The sequence below is a fragment of the Bradyrhizobium sp. 18BD genome (genome assembly GCF_054185225.1).
On record NZ_JAVAYL010000026.1, the window covers coordinates 89,105 to 111,239 of the forward strand.

The window sequence follows — 22,135 nt, forward strand, 5'->3', positions numbered from 1 at the left end:
GGCCACCGGCCGCGGGAGTTGGTGAAAATGAGAAATTGCGGAAAGCGATCATCAGAAGCCCTCGCGTAGCCATCGTCCGACCCTTCCGAAATATCCGCCGGTTCCTGTCCTGACCTGCTGCCGCGTATGCCGCGGTTCGACATGTTCCTGGTGAACATATTGCGGGTAGACCAGAAGTCCGGCCGGCACCGCGAACGCGGCGTTCTTCGCCTCGTTGGGCAGCCGGCCGAAACCAAGCGGACGTCCGACCCGCACGGGCCGGCCGAAAATGCGTGTGCCGAGCTCGACGAGGCCGGTGAGCTGGGAGGCGCCGCCCGAGAGCACGACGCGGCCGTTCGGCTCTGAGGCGAAGGGCGAATCCTTCAGCTTGTCCCGAACCATTTCGAAGACTTCCTCGGCACGGTGCTTGACGATGTTGGCGATGGTGGCGCGAGAAACGATCTGCGGCAGATCCTGCTCGTCACCGGCTGTCGGTACAGACATCAGCTCACGCGAGTCCGATCCGCCGGTGATGACGGTCCCGTATAACGTCTTGATTCGCTCGGCATCGGCAATGGTCGCGGAGAGTCCGCGCGCGAGATCCATCGTGATGTGTTGCCCGCCGACCGCAAAACCGGCCGCATGCACGAAGCGGCCGCCGGAATAGACCGCCATCGTGGTGGTGCCCGCGCCCATCTCGACGACGGCAGCGCCGAGATCGGCCTCGTCGTCGGTCAGCACCGACAGGCCGGCCACATAGGGGCTCGCCGCCATGGCTTCGACATTGATGTGGCAGCGTTCCACCGCGAGCATCAGGTTCCGCGCCACGGTGGCGTCGCAGGTGACGACGTTCATGTCGACGCCGAACTGGTGCGCGACCATGCCGCGGGGATCGCGAATGCCCTTGACGCCATCGAGGGTGTAGCCGACCGGCAGCGCGTGCAGCACGGTGCGGCCCTCGCCGGTGGCGTGGCGCATGCCGGTGGAGGTGACGCGGCTGACGTCAGCCGGCGTCACGGCGCCGCCGCGGATGTCGGCGGCGGCCTCGACCAGCTGACCGGAAACCCGGCCGCCGGACACCGACAGCAGCACGGACTCGACCCGCACCTTGGCCATCTTCTCCGCAAGCCCGACGGCCTGGCGCACCGCCTGCTCGCATTCGCCGAGATCGACCACCGCGCCGGCTTTCATGCCGCGCGACTGGATCTGGCTGTAACCGATCAGTTCCACCGCATGGGTGCGGCCGCGCAGCGCATCGCTCGGCGCCGACGGCTTCAGCCGCGCGATCATGCAGGCGATCTTGCTGGTGCCGATGTCGAGGCAGGCGACCAGGCCGCCGCGCTTGTGCGGCATCTGGCGGGTCTTCGGCGTCTGGGTGCGATCAAGACCGGTCATGCAGCGTCCCCGGCCTTCTTTTTCTTCTTGTCTTTGAACTGATCTTCGCGCGCCTTGGCGGCGTCGTCGGACAGCTGCACCACCAGACGGTCGGGCAGGCGCATGTCCACAGCGACGATGTCACGCGAGAACAGCCGGTCTTCCTTGTCGAGCCTGGACAGCATCGCCAGCGCATTGCCGACGTCCTGCTCGGGCAGGCGAATGTCGAGACCGTCCTTGAGCCTGAGGTTCCAGCGCCGCTCGCCGACATAGATCGCGGCCTTGGTCACCGCATTGACCTGCGGATAGCGCCCCAGCAGCGCCAGGAAATCGCGCGCCTGGGTGTCGGCGCCCTTGCCGACCACGAGCGGCAGGGACAGGAACCGGCGCGAGACATAGGGCTCGAGCACGGCGCCGTCCTCGGCGATGACGGAGAGGCGGCCGCCCTCCTGCCACAGCGCAAAGGCCTGGCGCTCGGTGATGTCGATCATCAGCCGGCCCGGATAGAGCTTCAGCACGGTCGCGTCCGCAATCCAGGCATTGGCCTTGAGCTTCTCGCGCACCACGTCGGCATCGAGGAAGAGCAGCGAGGAGCGGCCGCTGACGCCGCCGATCGCGAGGATCTCGTCCTGGCTGAGCTGCTTGCGGCCGTTGATCACGACGGAGGTGATGCGGAAGCCGGCGGAATTGGCCATCGCGTTGCGGGCATCGCTGACCGCCGTGATGAAATCCTGCAGATGGCCGCCCCTGACGATGCCGAAGCCGCAGCTTCCGATCAGCAGCAGCGCGGTCATGGCGATCCCGACCCGGCGCGGCGCATAGCGCTCGACCAGCGCGACGATGCGCGGCGGCGGCTCGCGCTCGATGACGGGCTTGGCTTTGGCCTTGATCTTGGCCTTGGCGGCAGCACGCTTCTCGGCACGCCTGTCCTGCACCCACTCGCGCAGAAGCACGACCGCTCCGATAGCGGCCGCCTTCAGGTCAGCTTGGGGCCTCAGCGATCTCAGAAACGACCGGGTGAGGCTTCCTGCACCATCCATTGCACGAGCTCGTCAACAGTTTGCCCGCGACATCGCGCGGGTCCTGGCGAACATGACGTCTCGGACGTGCCGGGCCGGGTCAGCAGACGAAGCCTCTCCCTTTAAAGCGTTCGCTGAAGGTGACATCACCCGCCACAGCTCACGCGCCGGCAGCCAAAGCGCCATATGCGCCGCCAGCGTTAACCTTCGGATGTCCTGGTAAACAAAAGGTAAAGTTCGTTAACGACTTGCGCTTTTTGCCCAAGCCTGTGAGGCATTTATGCCGCAATGTCCGGCATTTTACCGGTTTTGGGTTCCAAAACGGCCTGTTTTGGCCGTCCGGCCGTTAACCAGTCCTAATTATTTCCGCACGCCACGCCCGGCGAGCTCGACCAGGCCGCGCAGGAAGTCGACGAATGCGATGCCCTCGGCTTTCAGCGCCTTGGGGTAGAGCGATGACTTGGTCAGTCCGGGCAGCGTGTTGGTTTCGAGATAGACGAGGCCCTTGGGCGAGACGATGAAGTCCGAACGGGAATAGCCGGTGCAGGACATCGCCCGGTGCGCCAGCATGGCCTGTTCCTTGAGCGCGGCGGTAATCTCGGGCGCGAACCGGCCGGGACATATCTCCTGGGTCGACTTCAGGAGATATTTCGCCGCGTAGTCGAAATTGCCCTCGCCCGGAATGATCTCGATCGGCGGCAGCGAGATGATCGACCCATCAGCGCGCTCCAGCACGCCGCAAGTCGCCTCGACGCCGGCGATGTAGGGCTCGATCACATACTCCTCGTGCTTGGCCGCATTGCGGACCGCAACGAGATCCTGCTTGGCGTTGACGAAGATCAGGCCGTAGCTCGAGCCGTCGCGCGCGGGCTTGGCGATCAGCCTTCCATATTCGGCGAACGCTTCGTCGATATTCTCAAGCGCAACGTTTTCTGGCGGCGTCACCCCGCCGAGCGCCGCAAAATGCTTGGCCGCGATCTTGTCGAAGGCGAGATGCGAGGACGCCGAGCCCGAGCCGGTGAACGGCACGCCGCGCGCTTCGCACATCACCTGCAATTCGCCGTTCTCGGCGCGACCGCCATGCAGGCCGAGCACCAGCACGCGACCTTCGGCCTGGGCCTGGTCGAGCGCCTGCGCCAGCGGAATGCCGCGCGTGCCCGGCTTGAACTCGTCTTCGAACGGACGGGCATGTTCGAGCAACTGCTTGGACTGGACGACATGCACCTTGTCCTCAACGTCCCACCACCAGAGATCGGCCTCGGGCAGCGCCTGATGCAGCGCCTGGGCCGAGGCAACCGAAACCAGACGCTCGCGGTTGGAGCCGCCGAAGAGGATGGTGATGCGCATGTTCATAGTTACCTATCTGCTTCGTCATTTCGGGATGCGCCGCAAGGCGCAGGCCCGGAATGACACTCACGCGGAAACCCCGATCCGCTTGATTTCCCAGTGCAGCTCAATTCCGGAATTCGCCTTCACGCGCTCGCGCACGGTCTCGCCCAGCGTCTCGATGTCGTGCGCGGTGGCATCGCCCGTGTTGATCAGGAAATTGCAGTGCATCTCCGAGACCTGCGCGCCGCCGACGCGCAGGCCGCGGCAGCCGGCGGCATCCACCAGCTTCCAGGCGGAATGGCCGGGCGGATTCTTGAAGGTCGAGCCGCCGGTCTTCTCGCGGATCGGCTGCGCGGTCTCGCGGTGGTTTTGCACCTCCGCCATCCGCGCGCGGATCGCATCGATATCCCTGATCTCGCCGCGGAAGCGCGCGGAGGTGAAGATGATGGAAGGATCGACGCCGCTGTTGCGGTAGACGAATTTCATCTCGGCGTTGGAGAAGGTGTGCTTGGTGCCGTCGCACCCGACGCCGCGCGCCTCGATCAGCACGTCCTTGGTCTCACCGCCATTGGCGCCCGCGTTCATGCGCAGCGCGCCGCCGATGGTGCCGGGAATGCCGAAGTAGAATTCGAGCCCACCGATGTTGGCGGAAGCCGCAACTTCCGCCACGCGCTTGTCGAGCGCGGCAGCCCCCGCGGTGACGATGTCACCATTCGCAGTGGCTTCGCCGAAAGCGCGCGGCGCAAGGCGGATCACCACGCCCGCAATGCCGCCGTCACGCACGATTAGATTGGAGCCGACGCCGACGACATAGACGGGAATGTCGTTCGTCAGATGCGCGAGGAAATAAGCGAGATCGTCCTCATCCGCCGGCGTGAACAGCACCTGCGCGGGACCACCGACGCGAAACCAGGTCAGCTCGGCCAGCGACTGGTTCGCCAGCAGCCGGCCGCGCAAGTTTGGCATCGCGGCTTTGAGCGAGGGCGTGATGTCGGGGAAACTCATCGCACGCCCTCAAGTGAGGCGGGCAAGCTTTCTCCGTTCCCTCCCCCCTTGCGGGGGAAGGTTAGGGAGAGGGGTAGCCACATGGGCGGTGATCGATGATGACCCGACATCCGCTCGCTCACCCCAGCGCCTTCAATTCGCCGGGCAGCGCATACGCCCATTGAGTAATGTTACCCGCGCCGAGGCACACGACGAGATCGCCCCACTTCGCGAGGCCCTTGACGATACCGGCAAGTTCCGAGGACTGCGGCAGCGGCACGACCTCGCGATGGCCGTGCGCGCGCAGGCCCGCGACGAAATGATCGCGGTCGATGCCATCAATCGGCGCCTCGCCGGCGGCGTAGACGTCCGCGACGATCACCGCATCCGCATCGTTGAAGCAGGTGCAAAATTCCTCGAACAGCGATTGCAGGCGGGTGTAGCGATGCGGCTGCACCACGGCGATGATCTTGCCGTTGGTGGATTCCCGCGCCGCCTTCAGCACCGCCGCAATCTCGACCGGGTGATGGCCGTAATCGTCGATCACGGTGACGCCGTTCCATTCGCCGGTCTTGGTGAAGCGCCGCTTGACGCCGCCGAAGCCGGCAATCGCCTTGCGGATCGCCTCGTCCGACACGCCAAGCTCGCGCGCAACCGCAATCGCAGCCGTCGCGTTGGAGGCATTGTGGCGGCCCGGCATCGGCAGCATCAAATCCGGAATCTCGTGCACGGCGCCGGTCTTGCGATCGCGGAGCGCGACCTTGAATTTCGATCCGCCGCCCATCGGCGTGAGGTCAAGCAGCCGCACGTCGGCCTGCGGATTCTCGCCATAAGTAATGATGCGGCGATCCTCGATTTTGCCCACGAGGCTTTGCACCACGGGATGATCGATGCACATCACGGCGAAGCCGTAGAACGGCAGGTTTTCGACGAGATGCCGGAACGCGTCCTGCACGGCGTCAAACGTCTTGAAGTGATCGAGATGCTCGGGGTCGACATTGGTGACGATCGCCACGTCGGTCGGCAGCTTCAGGAACGTGCCGTCGCTCTCGTCGGCTTCCACCACCATCCAGTCGCCGGCGCCGAGCCGCGCGTTGGAGCCATAGGCGTTGATGATGCCGCCGTTGATCACGGTGGGATCGAGCCCGCCGGCATCGAGCAGCGTTGCGACCATCGTGGTGGTCGTGGTCTTGCCATGCGTGCCGGCGATCGCCACGCAGCTCTTCAGCCGCATCAGCTCGGCCAGCATCTCGGCGCGGCGCACCACGGGAATGCGCCGTTCGCGCGCCGCCATCAGCTCCGGATTGTCGCGCTTGATCGCGGTGGAGACCACGACGACCTCCGCACCGTCGACATTCTCGGCCTTGTGGCCGACCGACACCTTCGCGCCCTTCTTGCGCAGGCGGTCGAGATTGTAATTGTCGGAGGCGTCCGAGCCCTGCACGGCATAGCCGAGATTGACCAGCACCTCGGCGATACCGCTCATGCCGATCCCGCCGATCCCGACGAAGTGGATGGGTCCGATCTCGCGCGGCAGTCTCATGCTCTGTTCCCTGACCTTGCCGCCGGAAAAGGCGGCATCTGGCGAAGGTCACGGCCAAATCAGCCGCGCCGTCGTTACTGGATGCCCCGCTTTAGAAGGCGAAGACAAGGGCTTTTTCGCGTCAGATTCCAGCGACTTTGACCACCAGATCGGCCAGCCGCTCGGCGGCATCGAGCCGGCCGGCGCTGCGGGCCGCCTGCGCCATGGCCGCGAGGCGCGCGGGCTCGGCGGCGAAGGCGGAGATCTCGGACGCCAGGCGATCGGAGGTGAACTCGGTCTGCGGGATGCGGATGGCGCCGTCGACCTTGGCCAGCACGCCGGCATTGGCGAACTGGTCCTGGTCGATCGAGCCGGGCAGCGGCACCAGGATCGAGGGCCGGCCGATCGCGGCGAGCTCGGCCACGGTGCCGGCGCCGGAGCGCGACACCACCAGATGGTTCGAGGCAAGCCGCGCCGGCAAATCGGTGAAGAACGGCGCGAGCTCGGCATTGATCTTGAGCTTGTCGTAGACCGCGCGCACGCGGGTCATGTCCTCGTCGCGGACCTGCTGGGTGAGGACGAGCCGGCTCCACAGCGCGGGCTCGAGCCGCTCGATCGCACCCGGCACGATGTCGGCCATGATGCGCGCGCCCTGGCTGCCGCCGACGACCAGCAGACGCAGCGGTCCGTTCGCTTCAGGCGCGGCATAGGGCACGGCAGCTGCGGCAAGGACGGCCGGCCGCATCGGCGTGCCGACCGTCGTGGTCTTGCCGGCCAGCGCCGGATCGCGGTCGAGCACGCCCGGCAGCGACGTCGCGATGGCGCGAACGCGGCTCGACAGAAAGCGGTTGGCGCGGCCGAGCACGGCATTGGCGTCGTGGAGAATGCTGGGCACGCCGGCGAACTTTGCCGCAACCAGCGGCGGCAGCGTCGGGTAGCCGCCGAAGCCGATGACGGCAGCGGGCTTCAACCGCTTGATCAGGCTGTAAGCCGAGAGCGTGCCGGTCGCGAGCGTGAGGCCGGCATAGGCAAGCTGAAGCGGATTGCGGCCGCGCGCGGTCTCGCTCGCGACGACGTCGATCATGTCCTTGGTGAACAGCCCGCTATAGCGCAGCGCGCGCTCGTCCGTGACGAGGCGAACGCGAAAGCCGCGCCGGATCAGCTCGACGCCGAGCGCCTCGGCCGGAAACAGATGGCCGCCGGTACCGCCCGCGGCGAGAAGAATCAGGGGGGACGTGTCCATGGAGACGCCTTTTACAAGGTCTTTCTCGTCATTGCGAGCGAAGCGAAGCAATCCAGACTACCTCGGCGGAGACAGTCTGGGTTGCTTCGTCGCTTCGCTCCTCGCAATGACGACTTAGGCGTAACTCCGCATCGCGTCGGCGTGGCCGCTGGCCTCGACCTCGGTGCGCGGGCGCAGGCGCGTCAGCGCCAGCATCATGCCGACGCCATAGGCGAGCGACACGATCGAGGAGCCGCCGTAGGAGATGAACGGCAGCGTCATGCCCTTGGCGGGGATGAGCTGGAGATTCACCGACATGTTGATCGCCGCCTGCACGCCGAACAGGATCGCAAGGCCCGATGCTGCAAAGCGCGAGAACATGTCCTCGTTGGCATAGGCGCGCGACAGCGTGCGGATGACGACGAAGGCGAACAGCGCCAGCATGGCGAGGCAGAGGATGATGCCGAACTCTTCGGCGGCGACCGCAAACACGAAGTCAGTGTGGCTGTCCGGAAGGCTGCGTTTGGCGATGCCCTCGCCCGGCCCGAGGCCGAACCAGCCGCCATTGTAGAAGGCCTCCATGGCGGTATCGACCTGGAAGGTGTCGCCGGAGGCCGGATTCATGAAGCGCTTGATGCGGCCGGCAACGTGCGGAACGAACAGATAGGCGCTGAACAGGCCGGCGGCGGCAGCGCCGGCGAGGCCGAATACCCAGATCATGCGCATGCCCGCGATGAAGAACAGCGAGCCCCATACCATCAGGATCAGCATGGTCTGGCCGAAGTCCGGCTCCATCACCAGCAGCGACACCAGCATCAGCAGCAGCACCAGCGCCATCGAGGTCGCCGGCATCTCCGGCCGCTTGGTCGATTCCGCGAACAGCCAGGCGGCGATGACGACGAAGGACGGTTTTGCGATCTCGGAGGCCTGGATGTTGACGCCGAGCAGCGTGATCCAGCGCCGCGAGCCCTTCACCTCGGGGCCGATCGCGAGCGTCACCACGATCAGGATGATGCTGATGGTGAAGATGATCAGCGCGCTGCGGCGGATCGCGCGCGGCGACAGGAAGGACACCCCGAGCAGCACCAGACAGGACGGCGCCAGGAACATCACGTGGCGGCTGAAGAAATGGAAGGGATCGAGCCCGATGCGGGTCGCGACCGGCGGGCTCGCCGCCAGCGACAGGATGACGCCGGTCAGCATCAACACCAGGACCGCGCCGAGCAGCGGCTTGTCGACGGTCCACCACCACTCGGAAAAGGGGGTGCGTTCTTCACGGGAGAGCATGGGCGGCCGCTTTCGGACAGAGGTCCGTCCATTGGTCGCCGAGGTTGGTTACCGGGGGGTTAAGGAAATGGGGTTGATTGGAATTGTAGGATGGGTCGAGCGAAGCGAAACCCATCAATTCGGAGGGGGACGCGATGGGTTTCGCTTCGCTCGACCCATCCTACAGGTCTCATCGCGCTATTCGTAATTGATCGTGATATCCCCGGCGCGCTGATCGCGCTTGTAGACCTGGTCTGGCTCGGGAATGAAACCGATCCTGACGGCCCGTTCACTGCTCCAGGCGACAACAACCTCAAGATGCCCGCGCACGCTGACGAAGGTCGGCGTGCTCTCGGGCGAGAACGTCCGGCCGCGAGCTATGATGCTGGCTTGCGTGCTGTCGGGCACCGTCACCCCGCACGACTTCCAGACCACGACAACCAATTGGCTACCGCTTGGCGAGGCAAAAGCGCGCTGGCGAACGACGCGGCACGCGCCGAACTGATGCATAACGTTGTCAACGAGGACGACGCCGAGGAAACCGACCGGAACAGCGAGAGCAGCGACAATTCCGATCCAGCGTCGCCGCGACATTACACCACCGGCTTCACACCCGGCAGCGCCTGCACCAGCTCGCGGAACCTGGTGCCGCGGATCTCGAAGTTGCGGTACTGGTCGAACGACGCGCAGGCCGGCGACAGCAGCACGACTGCGTCGGCGAGGCCGGATGCTTCCGCATCGCGCGCGGCGTGCTCGGCCGCAACATCCAGCGTCTGGCTGATCTCGTGCGCGACCTCGCTGCCGAGCGTTCCCGAAAACTCCTGCGCGGCCTCGCCGATCAGATAGGCCTTGCGGATGCGCGGGAAGAAGCCGGTCAGGCTGGTGATGCCGCCCGCCTTCGGCTTGCCGCCGGCGATCCAGAAGATGTCGGCGAAGGATGACAGCGCATGGGCGGTGGCATCCGCATTGGTGCCCTTGGAATCGTTGACGAACAGCACGCTGCCGCGGCGGCCGACCTGTTCCATGCGATGCGCGAGGCCGGGAAAGCTGCGCAACCCGTTCTGCAGCACGTCGAGGCTGATGCCCATCGCGAGCGCGGCAGCGGCGGCGCAGGCCGCGTTTTGCGCATTGTGCTGGCCGCGCAACGAGCCGATGCCGCCGAGTTTTGCGACCTCGCTGCGCGCGCCGCCCGCGGTGCGCATGATGGTGCCGTGCTCGACATGAATGCCGCTCGCCAGCGGATTCCTGACGGAGATCCGCACCACATTCTTGCCGGCCCGATCGAGCCGGTCGGCGATATCGCGGCAATAGCCGTCATCGACACCGACGATCGAGGTGCCGCCGGCCTGCACCCCGGCAACGAGGCGCTCTTTCACCGCGGCGTAGTGCTCGATCGTGCCGTGGCGATCGATGTGATCCTCGCTGACATTCAGCAGAATCCCGACGGAGGGATCGAGCGAGGGCGTGAGGTCGATCTGGTAGGACGACATCTCGATGACGTGGACGCGGCCCATGCGCGGCGGCTCCAGCGACAGGATCGCGGTACCGATATTGCCGCCCATCTGGGTGTCGTAGCCGGCGACCTTGGTCAGATGCGCGATCAGCGCAGTCGTGGTCGATTTGCCGTTGGTGCCGGTGATGGCGACGAACGGTGCGTTGGGCGCGTGCCGCCGCCGCTCGCGGCAGAACAGCTCGATGTCGCCGATCGCCTCGACACCCGCCTCGCGCGCCTTCAGCACGCTCCAGTGCGGCACCGGATGGGTCAGCGGCACGCCGGGCGCGAGCACGAGGGCTGCGAAATTCGCCCAGGAGACGTTGCGCAGATCGGCAGTGATGAAACCGGCCTGCGCGGCTTTGGCGAGGTTCTCGGCATTGTCGTCGGCGGCGATCACCTCAGCGCCGCCGGCCTTCAGCGCGTGGCAGGAGGCGAGCCCCGAGCCGCCGAGGCCGAACACCGCGACCGTCTTGCCGGCGAAGGATGTGACGGGGATCATCGTGGTACCGTCAGCGCAGCTTCAGGGTGGAGAGGCCGGCGAGCGCCAGCATCACCGAGATGATCCAGAACCGGATCACGATCTGCGGCTCGGTCCAGCCGAGCTGCTCGAAATGGTGATGGATCGGCGCCATCTTGAAGATGCGCTTGCCCGTCAGCTTGAACGACACCACCTGCACGATGACGGAGACCGCCTCCAGCACGAACAGGCCGCCGATCACCGCGAGCACGATCTCGTGCTTCACCGCCACCGCGATGGCACCGAGCATGCCGCCGAGCGCGAGCGAGCCGGTGTCGCCCATGAAGATCGAGGCCGGCGGCGCGTTGAACCAGAGGAAGCCCAGACCGGCGCCCAATAGCGCGCCGCACAGCACGGCAAGTTCGCCGGTGCCCGCGACATATTTGATCTGGAGATAGTCGGCGAACACGGCGTTGCCGGCGAGATAGGCGATCATCGCAAAGCTCGCGGTCGCGATCATCACCGGCACGATGGCGAGGCCGTCGAGACCATCGGTGAGGTTCACCGCGTTGCCGGCGCCGACGACGACGAAGGCACCGAAGATGACGAAGAACCAGCCGAAATGCAGCACGGTGTCCTTCAGGAACGGAATCGTCAGCGCGGTCGATGCGGGATCGCGGCTCAGCCGCACCAGGGCGTAGCAGGCCACCAGCGCGATCGCCGCCTCGATCAGCAGGCGCAGCTTGCCGCCGAACCCGGTCGTGGTCTGCTTGGTCACCTTGAGGTAATCGTCATAGAAGCCGACGAAGCCGAAACCGAGAGTCACGGCCAGCACGATCCAGACATAGGGATTGAGCGGATTGGCCCACAGCACGGTGCCGACCGTGAGGCCGGACAGGATCATCAGCCCGCCCATGGTGGGCGTGCCCTTCTTGCTGAGATGCGATTGCGGGCCGTCGGTGCGGATCGGCTGGCCCTTGCCCTGGCGGATGCGTAAGTGATCGATGATCCAGGGTCCGAACAGGAACACGAACAGCGCGCCGGTGACGATGGCGCCGCCGGTGCGGAAGGTGATGTAGCGGAAGACGTTCAGAACGGTGCGCACCGCACCGAAACCCGGAAATGTGTTGGAGAGCTCGATCAGCCAGTAAAACATTCAGTCGGTCCTATGGCGCCCTTCGCACGAGAGCGTGCTTCACGCGCATTCACTGGTCCTCATGAGGTCGGGCGACCTCAAAGCAACCGGGCGGCGGCGCGCCGCAAAGGGTGGGATTCGGGAACAGCGCCTTCCAAGCAGTTTACGCCTTTGCCCGCAAGGCGGCCACTAGGCCCGGCACAAACTTGTTGACCCAGAACATCTTCTTGCTGCCCTTGACAACCACGACATCGCCTGCCTTCAGCAGGTTCGCGACCTCGGCCGGCTTCAGCGTCGCGGGATCGTCGTGCCAGCCGAGGCCCTTGCCGGCCGGCAATACGTCAAAGAGGTGGCGCATCAGCGGGCCGACGCAGTAGACGCCGTCGATGCCGTCGAGATGCTTGGCAAGGCCGGTGTGATAGCCGGGCGCGGCGTCGCCCAGTTCCAGCATGTCGCCGAGCACCGCAATGCGGCGGCCACCGGTCACAGGGCGCGCCTGCAGGCTTTGCAGCGCAGCAGCCACGCTGGCCGGGTTGCCGTTGAAGCTGTCGTCGATCACGGTGATACCGCCGATCGCCTCCTCGACGCCGCGACCGGTCATGATACCGACGCGGTCGAGCTTGATCGCGAGCGTGGCCGCATCGAGGTTGGCGGCGCGGATCGAGGCGAGCGCGGCGAGCGCATTCTGGACGCGGTGCGGCGCACCCGGCGTCAGGCTGAAGGCGATCTCCTTCTTGCCGATCATGGCCACGACCTGCCAGCTCTCGCCATGCGGCGCGTGCGCGACCTCGTGCACCTCGGCATGCTCGCCGAAGCGCACCACCTTGCCCTTCCAATCGGAGGCCTTGAGCCCGGCCGGCAGCACCAGCACGCCATCCTCGGGCAGGCCGAGCGCGATCGAGACCTTCTCGCGGCGGATCGCCTCGAGCGAGCCGAGCTTTTCCAGATGCACCGGCTGGACGTTGACGACGAGCGCAACCGTCGGCCGCGTCAGCTCGCTGAGCCGCGCGATCTCGCCGGTCTGGTTCATGCCCATCTCGACGACCCAGAGGCTGGCGTCGGGCCGCGCATTGCACAGCGTCAGCGGCACACCCCAGAAATTGTTGAAGCTCGAGGGGCTGGCATAGGCGTCGGGATAAGCCGCGAGGAATTCCTTGGTGCTGGTCTTGCCGGCGCTGCCGGTGAGCCCGATCACCGGGCCATTGAAGCGCGCGCGTGCAGCGCGCGCGAGGCCCCAGAGGCCGTCGATCAGCGTGTCCTTCACGACGATCTGGGGAACGCGGATGCCCGCGATCCCATGCGGCACGATCATCGCGACCGCACCGGAGGCTTCCGCCTTGTCCGCGAACTCCCAGCCGTCGCGCGCGCTGGCGAAGGCCGAGATGAAGCCGCCGCTCGGCGTGCCGCTCAGCGCGACGAACAGGCTGCCCGGCTTCACCAGCCGGCTGTCCTGGGTGACGAAGTCGATCGGCGTGTCCGGGAACGATCCGGCAGCGCCCAGCGCACGCGCGACTTCGGCAACCGTCCATATTGGCGCGCTCATGCTGTCCTCGACGCTAATGCGGCCGCGACCGCCTCGTGATCACTGAAGGGCAGCACCTGGCCGCCGACGATCTGCCCGGTCTCATGGCCCTTGCCGGCGATCAGCAACGCATCGCCGTCCTGAAGCTCCTCGATCGCGATGCGGATCGCTGCGGCACGGTCGCCGATTTCGCGGGCGCCCTTGGCGGCGGCGAGAATCTCGGCGCGAATGGCTTCCGGCTTCTCGCTGCGCGGATTGTCGTCGGTGATGATGACACCATCGGCATTGTCGGCCGCGATCTCGCCCATGATCGGCCGCTTGCCCGCATCACGGTCGCCGCCGGCGCCGAACACGACGACCAGCCTGCGCCTGGCGTAGGGACGCAGCGCCTGCAATGCCTTCGCCAGCGCATCGGGCTTGTGCGCATAATCGACGAAGATCGGCGCGCCGTTGCGCTCGCCGACGCGCTCGAGCCGGCCCTTGGCGCCTTCGAGATGTTCGAGGCTCGCAAACACATTGGCGGCATCGCTGCCGGTGCCGATCGCAAGTCCGGCCGACACCAGCGCATTCTCGATCTGGAATTCGCCGACCAGCGGCAGCCGGACCGCGTATCGCTTGCCGCGATGCTCGACCGTGAGCTTTTGCGCAAAGCCCTCGACCTCGGCCTCCACAAGACGAATGCCCTCGCCGCCATCGCCCTTGCGGCCGACCGCCATCACGCGCAGGCCGCGCGAGTTCGCCGCATCGATCGCTTCAGCCGAGCAATCATGATCGGCCGAGATCACCGCCGCGCCACCGGGCGCGACCAGCTCGCGGAACAGCCGGAGTTTTGCCGCGAGATAATGCGCGACGGTCGGATGGTAATCCATGTGGTCGCGCGAGAGGTTGGTGAAGCCACCGGCGGAGACGCGCACGCCGTCGAGGCGATACTGGTCGAGCCCGTGCGAGGACGCCTCGAAGGCGAGATGCGTAACGCCCTCGCGCGCGATCTCGTCGAGTTGCCGGTGCAGCGCGATCGGATCCGGCGTCGTCAGCGAGCCATAGACCGTGCGCTTGGGAGAGACGAGACCGATGGTGCCGATGCTGGCGGAGGCATGGCCCAGCCGCTCCCAGATCTGGCGCGTGAACGCGGCGACCGAAGTCTTGCCGCTGGTGCCGGTCACCGCGGCGATCGTCGCAGGCTGCGCGGGGAAAAATCTTGCCGCTGCCAGCGCCAAAGCGCGGCGCGGATTGGCCACCGTGACGAACGGCACCTTGCCGGCTGCCGGAACATGGTCGCCGACGACCGCCACCGCGCCGGCGGCGACCGCGGCATCGATGAACCGCGCGCCGTCGGTCTTGCTGCCCGGGAGTGCGAAGAAGAGATCACCCGGCTTGACCACGCGGCTGTCGAGCGCAACGCCGGTCACCCCGAGCGCCGCGACGGCAGGCTCGAGTGCGGCATCATTGCCCAAAATATCCTGACCCAGGAGATCGCGCAGCTTCATGGTTGTCCAGTCGACATGCCGCGCCGGAAAGCCGAATCGTCAGGAAAAGCCGAATCAGCACCGGCGATGGCCACCCCAGTTGATTACTGGGTTGTCCTGGATGCTGCAAGAATAAGGCGGTCCGCGGGCGGCAGGTCGAACCGCGGCTCGATTCCGAGCAGTGGCGCGATACGGGCGATGACCTTGCCCCCCGTCGGCACAGCGTTAAAGCCCGACGTGATGAAACCATGCGTTTCGGGCAGCGCCTGCGGCTCGTCCAGCATGATCAGGATCTGATATTTCGGGTCGTCGCAAGGCATGATCGCGGTGAAGGAGTTGAGCACGCGCTTCTTGGCATAGCGGCCGTTGATGACCTTTTCGGAGGTACCGGTCTTGCCACCGACATAATAGCCCTTGACGTCGGCGGTCTTGGCGGTGCCGATCTCGGCGTTGAGCCGCATCAGGAACCGCATCTTGTCGCTGGTCTCCGGCTTGATGACTCGCTTGGCGATCGCCGCCGCGTCCTCCGGGCTGCGCTTCATGAAGGTCGGCGGAATCAGATAGCCGCCGTTCACCAGCGAGTTGATGCCCATCACCGCCTGGAGCGGTGCCACCGACATGCCCTGGCCGAACGCGATCGTGACCGTGTTCAATTCACCCCAGCGCCGCGGCACCAGCGGCGCCGCGCTCTCCGGCAGCTCGGTCCGCAGCCGCGTCAACTGGCCCATCTTGGCGAGGAACGCCTTGTGCGCCTCGACGCCCTGGCTGAGCGCGATCCGCGCCGCACCGATGTTGGACGAGTAGGTGAACACTTCCTTGGTGTTGATGAAACGTCCGAGCGCGTGGCTGTCATGAATGGTGAACTTGCCGTAGTGCAGGTTTCCGCGCGCATCCCACATCGAATTCAGGTTGATCTTGCCGGAGTCGAGCGCCATGGCGAGCGTGAACGCCTTGAAGGTCGAGCCCATCTCGTAGACGCCGGTGGTCAGGCGGTTGATGCGGTCGGGGTCGTGCGCTTCCTTGGGACTGTTCGGGTCGAAGTCCGGCAGCGAGACCATCGCAACGATCTCGCCGGTCTTGACGTTCGAGACGATGCCGGACGCCGCCTTGGTGTGGAACTTCTCCTTGGCCTTCAAGAGTTCGTCGCGCAGCGCGTGCTCGACGCGCAGGTCGATCGAGAGCTCGATCGGCTTCTGCAGCCGGTCGGTGGCAAATCCGGCGCGGTGCAGATCGGCTAGGCCCTGATTGTCGAGCCACTTCTCCATGCCGGCGATGCCCTGGTTGTCGATGTTGACGAGACCGATGAGGTGGGCGACCTCGTTGCCGGTCGGATAGACGCGCTTGTTCTCTCGCAGGAAGCCGATGCCGGGAATGCCGAGCTTGTGGATGTCCTGCTGCTGCTTCGCCGTAACCTCGCGCTTGAGCCAGACGAAACCCTTTCGTCCCGACAGGCGCTCGCGCACCTCGGCTTCGTCGAGATCAGGGACGGTCGCCGTCAGCAGCTCGATCGCCTCGTCCTTGTCGATGATGCGGCGCGGCTCGCCGAACAGGCTCGCCGCCTTGACGTCGGTCGCAAGGATGGCGCCGTTGCGGTCGACGATGTCGGGCCGCGCGGTCGCGACCACCTCCTGCGACGCCGCACGGCGCGCACTATGGGCGTCGGCGCCGATCGCGAACATCACGAGCCGGCCGCCGATCAGGACGTAGACCGAGGTGAAGGCGAGCATCGCGAGGCCAACGCGGGCGCGGGCCTTCGCCTGGCGGTCGACATTGCGCCCGTAGAGCAGGCTGCGGATCAGCCGCTGCCGCCAGGGTTCAGTCGGCTTGGATTTCGCCGGAGTCGCAGCGCTCATTGCTTGTCCTCGGGCTGAGGCACGGAGCCCGTTACGGTATCTGGATCGCTCGCAGCTTCGATGGTGTTGAGCATGGCGCCGATCGGATCGGGCTCGCCCGGCCTGAACATCCGCGGTGGACGCTCCGGCAGGTTCTTCAGCGAGTCATATTGCGTGCCGTTGACCGGCTTGAGCGGCAGATGGCGATCGGACAGGCCCTGCAGGCGCAGGGGTGCATCTAGCTTGGCCCATTCGGAGCGCAGCGATGCGATCGCATCGCGCTGCTCGCGGATCTCCGCATGCAGCCGCAGCACCTTCTCGGTGCGCGCGGTCGAGTCCATCTTGATCCGGTAGACATAGGCCGCCGCAAAAATCAGCGCGCCGATGACGAGGAGGTGGATGAAGCGCATGTGCTAGCCGCCCCTCATCACGTCGGAGAGTTTTGGCCAGGACGATTGCTCGTCGTCGTGATGCGCCGGCGCGGCGGTGCGCTCGGCCGCGCGCAGCTTTGCGGAACGCGCGCGCGGATTATGCGCAACCTCCGCTTCCCCCGCGATCACAGGGCGGCGGGTCAGAAGCTGGAAGCTCGGCGCAGTCTGCGCCACTTCCGGCAGGTGCCGCGAGCCGCCGCCGGTCTTGCTGCGCTCAGCGAGGAAATTCTTGACGATGCGGTCTTCCAGCGAATGGAACGAGACCACGACGAGGCGGCCGCCGGGCTTGAGCACGCGCTCGGCCGCGGCGAGCGCAGTCTGGAGTTCCTCGAGCTCTTCATTGACGAAGATGCGCAGCGCCTGGAACGTCCGCGTCGCCGGGTGAATATCGCCGGGCTTGGAGCGCACCACCCTGCCGACGAGATCCGCGAGCGCGCGCGTGGTAGTGAACGGCGTCTCCTGCCGGTCCGCGACGATGGCGCGAGCGATGCGGCGCGAATTTCGCTCCTCGCCGAAGAGATAGATGATGTCGGCGAGATCGCCCTCCGAGGCGCGCGCGACGATGTCGGCCGCAGTGGGTCCGGCCTGCCCCATCCGCATGTCGAGCGGACCGTCGAGACGGAACGAGAAGCCGCGACCGGCCTGGTCGAGCTGCATCGAGGACACGCCGACATCCATGACGACGCCATCGATCGCTTCGACGCCTTGCGCCGCGCAGACCTCGGCAAGATTCGAGAAGCGGTCCTCGACCAGTGTCAGCCTACCGGCGGAACGCGCGACCAGCTCGGCGCCGCCGGCGATCGCGGTGCGGTCGCGATCAATGGCAATGAGTCGGGTTCCCGGCACGTCGAGAATGGCGCGGCTGTAACCGCCGGCGCCAAAGGTGGCATCGACATAAATACCGCCCTCGCGCGGAGCGAGGTGGTCGACGGCCTCGCGGCCGAGAACGGGGATGTGCGGAGCCGAAGTCATGTGCCGCGCCTGCCGAACGCCCGTGCGAGATTGGGGGCGAGCAAGCCCATTACGCCTCGAATTGTTCCGCGTCGCGGCGGTTCCACGACTAAGCCCTTGTCCAGCATGGTTACCGAGCCCGGTCGTCCCGGGCCGCCAACCCAGTGTTCCCAGTGGAATTTGTCGGGCAGCCATGGGATTTCGAGCCAAAATACGCTTTGGCCGCCTCCGGACGCGGGTCGGCTCTTCATCCCTCAGTAACGGCCCTTAGCGTTAAGAAAGCGTTGATCGGCGCGTTACAAGTCGAAAAGGTGACGGGCCGGTGATGCCTCATCCACACACCCGATCCAAAATGCGTCCGTTAACCGAGACGCACGATTGCGCACGGCGGAGGGTAAAGGAATAGTAAAGAGAAGGGCTTGACCCACTCTTCGTCCGACTCGAGCTGTTAATGTCGTCCGGTTCGCCCACGCCGCCAGGTTCTGATTCGAAGCGTCAGCGCGTTCTCCCGGTTCCCAAGGCCGCGGCGAGCATGCGGACGTTCGACCCGGATTCGTCGATTGTCTCCGACATCATTCCCTCTCCGAACCATGGCGAGCGAAACAGAGGACGGCAGCCCGACATGATCGTGCTGCACTACACCGGCATGCCCGACGTCGAGGGCGCGCTGGCGCGGCTGTGCACGGCGGGCACGGAAGTCTCGGCGCATTACGTCGTGCTGGAGGACGGCCGCATCGTGCAATGCGTGCCGGAGGCGCGGCGCGCCTGGCACGCCGGCGTCTCCTCCTGGGCCGGCGAGGACGACATCAACTCCTGCTCGATCGGCATCGAGATCATCAATCGCGGCCACGACTGGGGCTATCCGGAATATCCGCTGCGCCAGATCGCCGCCGTGATCGCGCTATGCCGCGGCATCATGCTCCGCCGCAAGGTCGCGCCGCAGCGGGTACTCGGCCATTCCGACGTTGCGCCCGCGCGCAAGAAGGATCCCGGCGAAAAATTTCCGTGGCACTCGCTGGCCAATTCCGGCGTTGGACATTGGGTCACGCCCGCGCCGGTCGTGCGCGGCGAGACCCTGATGCTCGGCACCATCAGCGACGCGGTGCTGAGCCTGCAGCAGGCGCTCGCGAAATACGGCTACGGCGTGCCGCTGACCGGCAAATACGACGCCGCGACGATGGAAGTCGTCACCGCCTTCCAGCGCCATTTCCGCCCGGCGCGGCTCGATGGTGTTGCGGATCACTCGACGCTGACGACATTGCAGGCGCTGCTGGCGAGCTTGCCCGCGGACGGCACGACGACGCCCGCCGCAAAATAAGACGCGTCCTTCGCGCCGGGAAATCATCTGCCGTTCGCTGGAATGTGATCACGCCATCGTCGCTGCGATTGCGTGCGTCAGGCTATTGTCCTGTGACCGACGCGAGCAGGACGAACGATACGATGCAGATCGATCGCCAGCCACTGATGGACCGGCTCGCCGCCTTCCCTCGCCTGGGCCTCGCCGATCTTCCCACACCACTCGAACCGATGAAGCGGCTGACGGCTCATCTCGGCGGGCCGCGGCTGTGGATCAAGCGCGACGACGCAACCGGGCTCGGATTCGGCGGCAACAAGCTGCGCAAGCTCGACTACGTCGTGCAGGATGCCGTCTCAAACGGCGCCGACACCATCGTCTCGGGCGGCGTCGTGCAATCGAACAGCCAGCGGCAGGTTGCAGCGGTTGCTGCGAAGCTTGGTCTCCCCTGTCATCTCGCCGTCTATCACGGCCGGCTCGCGCCGCCGACGCCGGAATACGAGACCTCGGGCAACGCCTTTCTCAATCGGCTGTTCGGCGCGCATCTGCACGACGTGCCCTGGACCGGCGATCGCAATGCGGCCATCCGCGCGCTCGTCGATGATCTCCAGGCGCAGGGGCGCAAGCCGTATTTCGTGCCCTACGGCGTTTCGAATGCACTGGGTGCGGTCGCTTACGCCACGACGATCTGCGAAATCGAGCAACAGGCGGCGCGGTCGGGCTTCAAGCCGGCCGCGATCGTGCATTGCACCGGAAGTGCCGGCACACAGGCCGGTCTCGTCATTGGCGCGGCCGCAGCCATGCCGGATACGCGCATCGTCGGGATCGATATCGATGCCGAGCCTGCGCGAGTCCGGTCCGATGTGGTGGCTCTCGCACGGCAAGCGGCGGATCTGCTCGACGTTGGCTTTGACGAAGCCATGGTGGAAGTGGTCGCCGGCCATGCCGGGCCAGCCTATGGGGTGCCGCACCAGGCCACGATCGAAGCGATCCGGCTTGCCGGACAAGCCGAGGCGCTTGTGCTTGACCCCGTCTATTCGGGCAAGGGGCTCGCCGGCCTGATTGCGATGATCCGCCAGGGGCGGTGGCGCAACGACGAGGATGTCATCTTCCTGCACAGCGGCGGCGCGCCCGCCCTGTTCGCCTACCAGAGCGCGCTCGGCATCTAATCCAGCTCGTGCACCCGCCGCGCATACAGCCGCCGCAACGGCTCGAGCTGCGTCGCCTCCGTCGCCAGACGATAAGCCTCGCGCGCTTCGTCCTTGCGGCCGAGCCGTCGCAGCAGATCCGCGCGCACGGCGGGCAGCAGCTCATAGCCGTCGAGCCCGCCGCGCGCGGCGATCGCATCTACAAGATCGAGCGCACGCGCGGGGCCATCGACCATCGACACCGCCGCGGCGTGGTTCAGCTCGATCACCGGCGATGGGTTGATGCGCAGCAGCACCTCGTAGAGCCCGGCGATCTGTGGCCAGTCGGTCTGCTCGTAGCTCGGCGCGCGCGCATGCAGCGCGGCGATCGCGGCCTGCACGGCGTAGGCTTGCGGCCGGCCGGGCACGCGCAGCGCATCGTCCACCAGCCGCAGCCCCGCCTCGATCTGCTTGCGGTCCCAGAGCCTGCGGTCCTGCTCCTCCAGCAGCACGATATCGCCCGCCGACGTCTCGCGGCCAGCGCGGCGGGAATCGTGCAGCAGCATCAACGCCAGCAGGCCCTTGATGCCGGTGCGATCGGGCATCAGCCGGTCGAGCAGGCGGGCGAGCCGGATCGCTTCGCGCGCGAGATCCGGACGCATCAGATCCGCGCCCGAGGTCGCAACATAGCCTTCGGTAAAGACGAGATAGATCACGGCAAGCACGCCATCGAGCCGCGCCGCCAGCGCGTCGCGCTCAGGCACCTCATAGGGAATGCCGGCGAGCCTGATCTTCTGCTTGGCGCGAACGAGCCGCTGCGCCATCGCGTCTTCACTGACGAGAAAAGCGCGCGCAACCTGCGCGGTCGAGAGCCCGCAGACGGTGCGCAACGTCAGCGCGACCTGGACCTCGGGCGCGAACGCGGGATGGCAGCAGGTGAAGATCAACCGCAGCATGTCGTCGTCGAGCATTGCCGGCGGCTCGTCGGCAGCTTGCGCGTTCAGCTCGAGCTCGTGCACGAGCTGCTGCTGCTTGCCGCGGAAGGCAGCCTGGCGGCGGATACGGTCGATCACCTTGTTGCGCGCGACGTTGACGAGCCAGGCGCGCGGATTGTCCGGGATCGCGCATGCCGGCCAGCGCTCCAGCGCAACGGCAAAGGCATCCTGCAGCGCCTCCTCGGCGAGATCGAAATCGCCGACGAGGCGGATCAGCGTGGCCAGCGCCCGCCCCGCCTCGTCGCGGAAGATCCTGTCAATCTCGCCCGGAGTCATGCGTCGATGCGCAAGGGCGCGATCACTTGTCGTAGACCCAGATCGGCCGCACCTCGATCGAGCCGATGCGCGCGCTCGGAATGCGGGCCGCGATCTCGATCGCCGCGTTCAGGTCCTTGGCTTCGATCAGATAGTAGCCGCCGAGCTGCTCGCGGGTTTCCGCAAACGGACCGTCGGTAGTCAGCATCTTGCCGTCGCGCACGCGGACCGTCGTCGCCGTGGTGGTCGGCTGCAGCCGGTCACCGGCCTTGAAATTGCCGTTCTGGACGATGCCTTGGGTAAAGGCCTGGTACTCGGCCATCATCTTCTGGGCCGTGGCAGCGTCGTTCTTCGCGTATTCGACCTCGTTCTGGTAGATCATCAGCAGATATTGCATTGCTCAACTCCTGTTGTTCGGGGGGATCACCGACATCCAGTCGAACAGGACACGCTCCAAACGACATCTTCAGGATAAATTAT

At 66.1% G+C, this 22,135-nt stretch carries 19 protein-coding genes; 2 read left to right on the forward strand and 17 right to left on the reverse strand.

Going from position 1 to position 22,135, the window contains the following annotated elements; translation table 11 throughout:
• Positions 1 to 51 precede the first annotated feature (51 nt).
• The 15 genes from ftsA to rsmH form a co-directional block, all read right to left on the reverse strand.
• Positions 52 to 1,374, reverse strand: a complete 1,323-nt coding sequence (gene ftsA, locus RAD16_RS35115; RefSeq protein ID WP_458162428.1) for a cell division protein FtsA — start codon at positions 1,372 to 1,374, stop codon at positions 52 to 54.
• Positions 1,371 to 2,393: a cell division protein FtsQ/DivIB gene (locus tag RAD16_RS35120; RefSeq protein WP_458162429.1), complete on the reverse strand. Its 1,023-nt coding sequence runs from the start codon at positions 2,391 to 2,393 to the stop codon at positions 1,371 to 1,373. The genes ftsA and RAD16_RS35120 overlap by 4 nt, the downstream gene beginning before the upstream one ends.
• Before the next feature lie 339 nt (positions 2,394 to 2,732).
• A complete protein-coding gene (locus RAD16_RS35125) occupies positions 2,733 to 3,719 on the reverse strand; it encodes a D-alanine--D-alanine ligase family protein (RefSeq protein ID WP_458162430.1) in 987 nt (328 codons plus the stop codon).
• A 66-nt stretch (positions 3,720 to 3,785) separates the two neighbouring features.
• The gene (murB, locus tag RAD16_RS35130; RefSeq protein WP_458162431.1) at positions 3,786 to 4,706 is read right to left on the reverse strand and encodes a UDP-N-acetylmuramate dehydrogenase; all 921 of its coding nucleotides are present in this window, start codon (positions 4,704 to 4,706) and stop codon (positions 3,786 to 3,788) included.
• Positions 4,707 to 4,824: 118 nt separating this feature from the next.
• On the reverse strand, positions 4,825 to 6,228 hold the full coding sequence (gene murC, locus RAD16_RS35135; RefSeq protein WP_458162433.1) for a UDP-N-acetylmuramate--L-alanine ligase: 1,404 nt from the start codon (positions 6,226 to 6,228) through the stop codon (positions 4,825 to 4,827).
• Positions 6,229 to 6,349: 121 nt separating this feature from the next.
• Positions 6,350 to 7,450, reverse strand: a complete 1,101-nt coding sequence (murG, locus tag RAD16_RS35140) for an undecaprenyldiphospho-muramoylpentapeptide beta-N-acetylglucosaminyltransferase (RefSeq protein ID WP_458162434.1) — start codon at positions 7,448 to 7,450, stop codon at positions 6,350 to 6,352.
• A gap of 114 nt (positions 7,451 to 7,564) precedes the next feature.
• Positions 7,565 to 8,716: a putative lipid II flippase FtsW gene (gene ftsW / locus RAD16_RS35145; RefSeq protein WP_458162435.1), complete on the reverse strand. Its 1,152-nt coding sequence runs from the start codon at positions 8,714 to 8,716 to the stop codon at positions 7,565 to 7,567.
• A 177-nt stretch (positions 8,717 to 8,893) separates the two neighbouring features.
• The gene (locus RAD16_RS35150; RefSeq protein ID WP_458162436.1) at positions 8,894 to 9,289 is read right to left on the reverse strand and encodes a hypothetical protein; all 396 of its coding nucleotides are present in this window, start codon (positions 9,287 to 9,289) and stop codon (positions 8,894 to 8,896) included.
• The gene (gene murD / locus RAD16_RS35155) at positions 9,289 to 10,689 is read right to left on the reverse strand and encodes a UDP-N-acetylmuramoyl-L-alanine--D-glutamate ligase (RefSeq protein WP_458162438.1); all 1,401 of its coding nucleotides are present in this window, start codon (positions 10,687 to 10,689) and stop codon (positions 9,289 to 9,291) included. The genes RAD16_RS35150 and murD overlap by 1 nt, the downstream gene beginning before the upstream one ends.
• A 10-nt stretch (positions 10,690 to 10,699) precedes the next feature.
• Entirely contained in the window at positions 10,700 to 11,803 is a 1,104-nt protein-coding gene (gene mraY, locus RAD16_RS35160; protein ID WP_458162439.1) for a phospho-N-acetylmuramoyl-pentapeptide-transferase, read from the reverse strand.
• 142 nt (positions 11,804 to 11,945) lie between these two features.
• Complete coding sequence (locus tag RAD16_RS35165; protein WP_458162440.1) at positions 11,946 to 13,325, reverse strand: UDP-N-acetylmuramoyl-tripeptide--D-alanyl-D-alanine ligase; 1,380 nt, start codon at positions 13,323 to 13,325, stop codon at positions 11,946 to 11,948.
• Positions 13,322 to 14,791 carry a UDP-N-acetylmuramoyl-L-alanyl-D-glutamate--2,6-diaminopimelate ligase gene (locus RAD16_RS35170; RefSeq protein WP_458162441.1) on the reverse strand — a complete coding sequence of 490 codons (1,470 nt, stop codon included), beginning with the start codon at positions 14,789 to 14,791 and terminating at the stop codon, positions 13,322 to 13,324. Before RAD16_RS35170 ends, RAD16_RS35165 begins: the two co-directional genes overlap by 4 nt.
• An 83-nt stretch (positions 14,792 to 14,874) precedes the next feature.
• The gene (locus RAD16_RS35175; protein WP_458162442.1) at positions 14,875 to 16,623 is read right to left on the reverse strand and encodes a peptidoglycan D,D-transpeptidase FtsI family protein; all 1,749 of its coding nucleotides are present in this window, start codon (positions 16,621 to 16,623) and stop codon (positions 14,875 to 14,877) included.
• Positions 16,620 to 17,012: a cell division protein FtsL gene (gene ftsL, locus RAD16_RS35180; RefSeq protein ID WP_234680005.1), complete on the reverse strand. Its 393-nt coding sequence runs from the start codon at positions 17,010 to 17,012 to the stop codon at positions 16,620 to 16,622. Before ftsL ends, RAD16_RS35175 begins: the two co-directional genes overlap by 4 nt.
• 3 nt (positions 17,013 to 17,015) lie before the next feature.
• Entirely contained in the window at positions 17,016 to 18,005 is a 990-nt protein-coding gene (gene rsmH / locus RAD16_RS35185) for a 16S rRNA (cytosine(1402)-N(4))-methyltransferase RsmH (protein ID WP_458162443.1), read from the reverse strand.
• Between the two features lie 511 nt (positions 18,006 to 18,516).
• Here rsmH and RAD16_RS35190 point away from each other — a divergent pair.
• Together RAD16_RS35190 and RAD16_RS35195 are read left to right on the forward strand one after the other, a co-directional pair.
• Positions 18,517 to 19,302 carry an N-acetylmuramoyl-L-alanine amidase gene (locus RAD16_RS35190; RefSeq protein WP_458162444.1) on the forward strand — a complete coding sequence of 262 codons (786 nt, stop codon included), beginning with the start codon at positions 18,517 to 18,519 and terminating at the stop codon, positions 19,300 to 19,302.
• Positions 19,303 to 19,424: 122 nt separating this feature from the next.
• Positions 19,425 to 20,447: a D-cysteine desulfhydrase family protein gene (locus tag RAD16_RS35195; RefSeq protein ID WP_458162445.1), complete on the forward strand. Its 1,023-nt coding sequence runs from the start codon at positions 19,425 to 19,427 to the stop codon at positions 20,445 to 20,447.
• On the opposite strand, the gene RAD16_RS35200 is transcribed toward RAD16_RS35195, so the two are convergent.
• Positions 20,444 to 21,676, reverse strand: a complete 1,233-nt coding sequence (locus tag RAD16_RS35200) for an RNA polymerase sigma factor (RefSeq protein WP_458162446.1) — start codon at positions 21,674 to 21,676, stop codon at positions 20,444 to 20,446. The genes RAD16_RS35195 and RAD16_RS35200 overlap by 4 nt on opposite strands.
• 22 nt (positions 21,677 to 21,698) lie before the next feature.
• The gene (locus RAD16_RS35205) at positions 21,699 to 22,052 is read right to left on the reverse strand and encodes a YciI family protein (protein ID WP_458162447.1); all 354 of its coding nucleotides are present in this window, start codon (positions 22,050 to 22,052) and stop codon (positions 21,699 to 21,701) included.
• Between the last annotated feature and the right edge of the window lie 83 nt (positions 22,053 to 22,135).

What these genes read in the sequence shown, in the direction of transcription:
- ftsA (WP_458162428.1), bottom strand. Translation starts at nt 1,374, where the DNA reads ATGACCGGTCTTGATCGCACCCAGACGCCGAAGACCCGCCAGATGCCG.
- RAD16_RS35125 (WP_458162430.1), bottom strand. Translation starts at nt 3,719, where the DNA reads ATGCGCATCACCATCCTCTTCGGCGGCTCCAACCGCGAGCGTCTGGTT.
- RAD16_RS35120 (WP_458162429.1), bottom strand. Translation starts at nt 2,393, where the DNA reads ATGGATGGTGCAGGAAGCCTCACCCGGTCGTTTCTGAGATCGCTGAGG.
- ftsL (WP_234680005.1), bottom strand. Translation starts at nt 17,012, where the DNA reads ATGCGCTTCATCCACCTCCTCGTCATCGGCGCGCTGATTTTTGCGGCG.
- rsmH (WP_458162443.1), bottom strand. Translation starts at nt 18,005, where the DNA reads ATGACTTCGGCTCCGCACATCCCCGTTCTCGGCCGCGAGGCCGTCGAC.
- RAD16_RS35195 (WP_458162445.1), top strand. Translation starts at nt 19,425, where the DNA reads ATGCAGATCGATCGCCAGCCACTGATGGACCGGCTCGCCGCCTTCCCT.
- RAD16_RS35165 (WP_458162440.1), bottom strand. Translation starts at nt 13,325, where the DNA reads ATGAGCGCGCCAATATGGACGGTTGCCGAAGTCGCGCGTGCGCTGGGC.
- RAD16_RS35205 (WP_458162447.1), bottom strand. Translation starts at nt 22,052, where the DNA reads ATGCAATATCTGCTGATGATCTACCAGAACGAGGTCGAATACGCGAAG.
- murC (WP_458162433.1), bottom strand. Translation starts at nt 6,228, where the DNA reads ATGAGACTGCCGCGCGAGATCGGACCCATCCACTTCGTCGGGATCGGC.
- mraY (WP_458162439.1), bottom strand. Translation starts at nt 11,803, where the DNA reads ATGTTTTACTGGCTGATCGAGCTCTCCAACACATTTCCGGGTTTCGGT.
- ftsW (WP_458162435.1), bottom strand. Translation starts at nt 8,716, where the DNA reads ATGCTCTCCCGTGAAGAACGCACCCCCTTTTCCGAGTGGTGGTGGACC.
- RAD16_RS35175 (WP_458162442.1), bottom strand. Translation starts at nt 16,623, where the DNA reads ATGAGCGCTGCGACTCCGGCGAAATCCAAGCCGACTGAACCCTGGCGG.
- murG (WP_458162434.1), bottom strand. Translation starts at nt 7,450, where the DNA reads ATGGACACGTCCCCCCTGATTCTTCTCGCCGCGGGCGGTACCGGCGGC.
- murB (WP_458162431.1), bottom strand. Translation starts at nt 4,706, where the DNA reads ATGAGTTTCCCCGACATCACGCCCTCGCTCAAAGCCGCGATGCCAAAC.
- RAD16_RS35170 (WP_458162441.1), bottom strand. Translation starts at nt 14,791, where the DNA reads ATGAAGCTGCGCGATCTCCTGGGTCAGGATATTTTGGGCAATGATGCC.
- murD (WP_458162438.1), bottom strand. Translation starts at nt 10,689, where the DNA reads ATGATCCCCGTCACATCCTTCGCCGGCAAGACGGTCGCGGTGTTCGGC.
- RAD16_RS35200 (WP_458162446.1), bottom strand. Translation starts at nt 21,676, where the DNA reads ATGACTCCGGGCGAGATTGACAGGATCTTCCGCGACGAGGCGGGGCGG.
- RAD16_RS35150 (WP_458162436.1), bottom strand. Translation starts at nt 9,289, where the DNA reads ATGTCGCGGCGACGCTGGATCGGAATTGTCGCTGCTCTCGCTGTTCCG.
- RAD16_RS35190 (WP_458162444.1), top strand. Translation starts at nt 18,517, where the DNA reads ATGCGGACGTTCGACCCGGATTCGTCGATTGTCTCCGACATCATTCCC.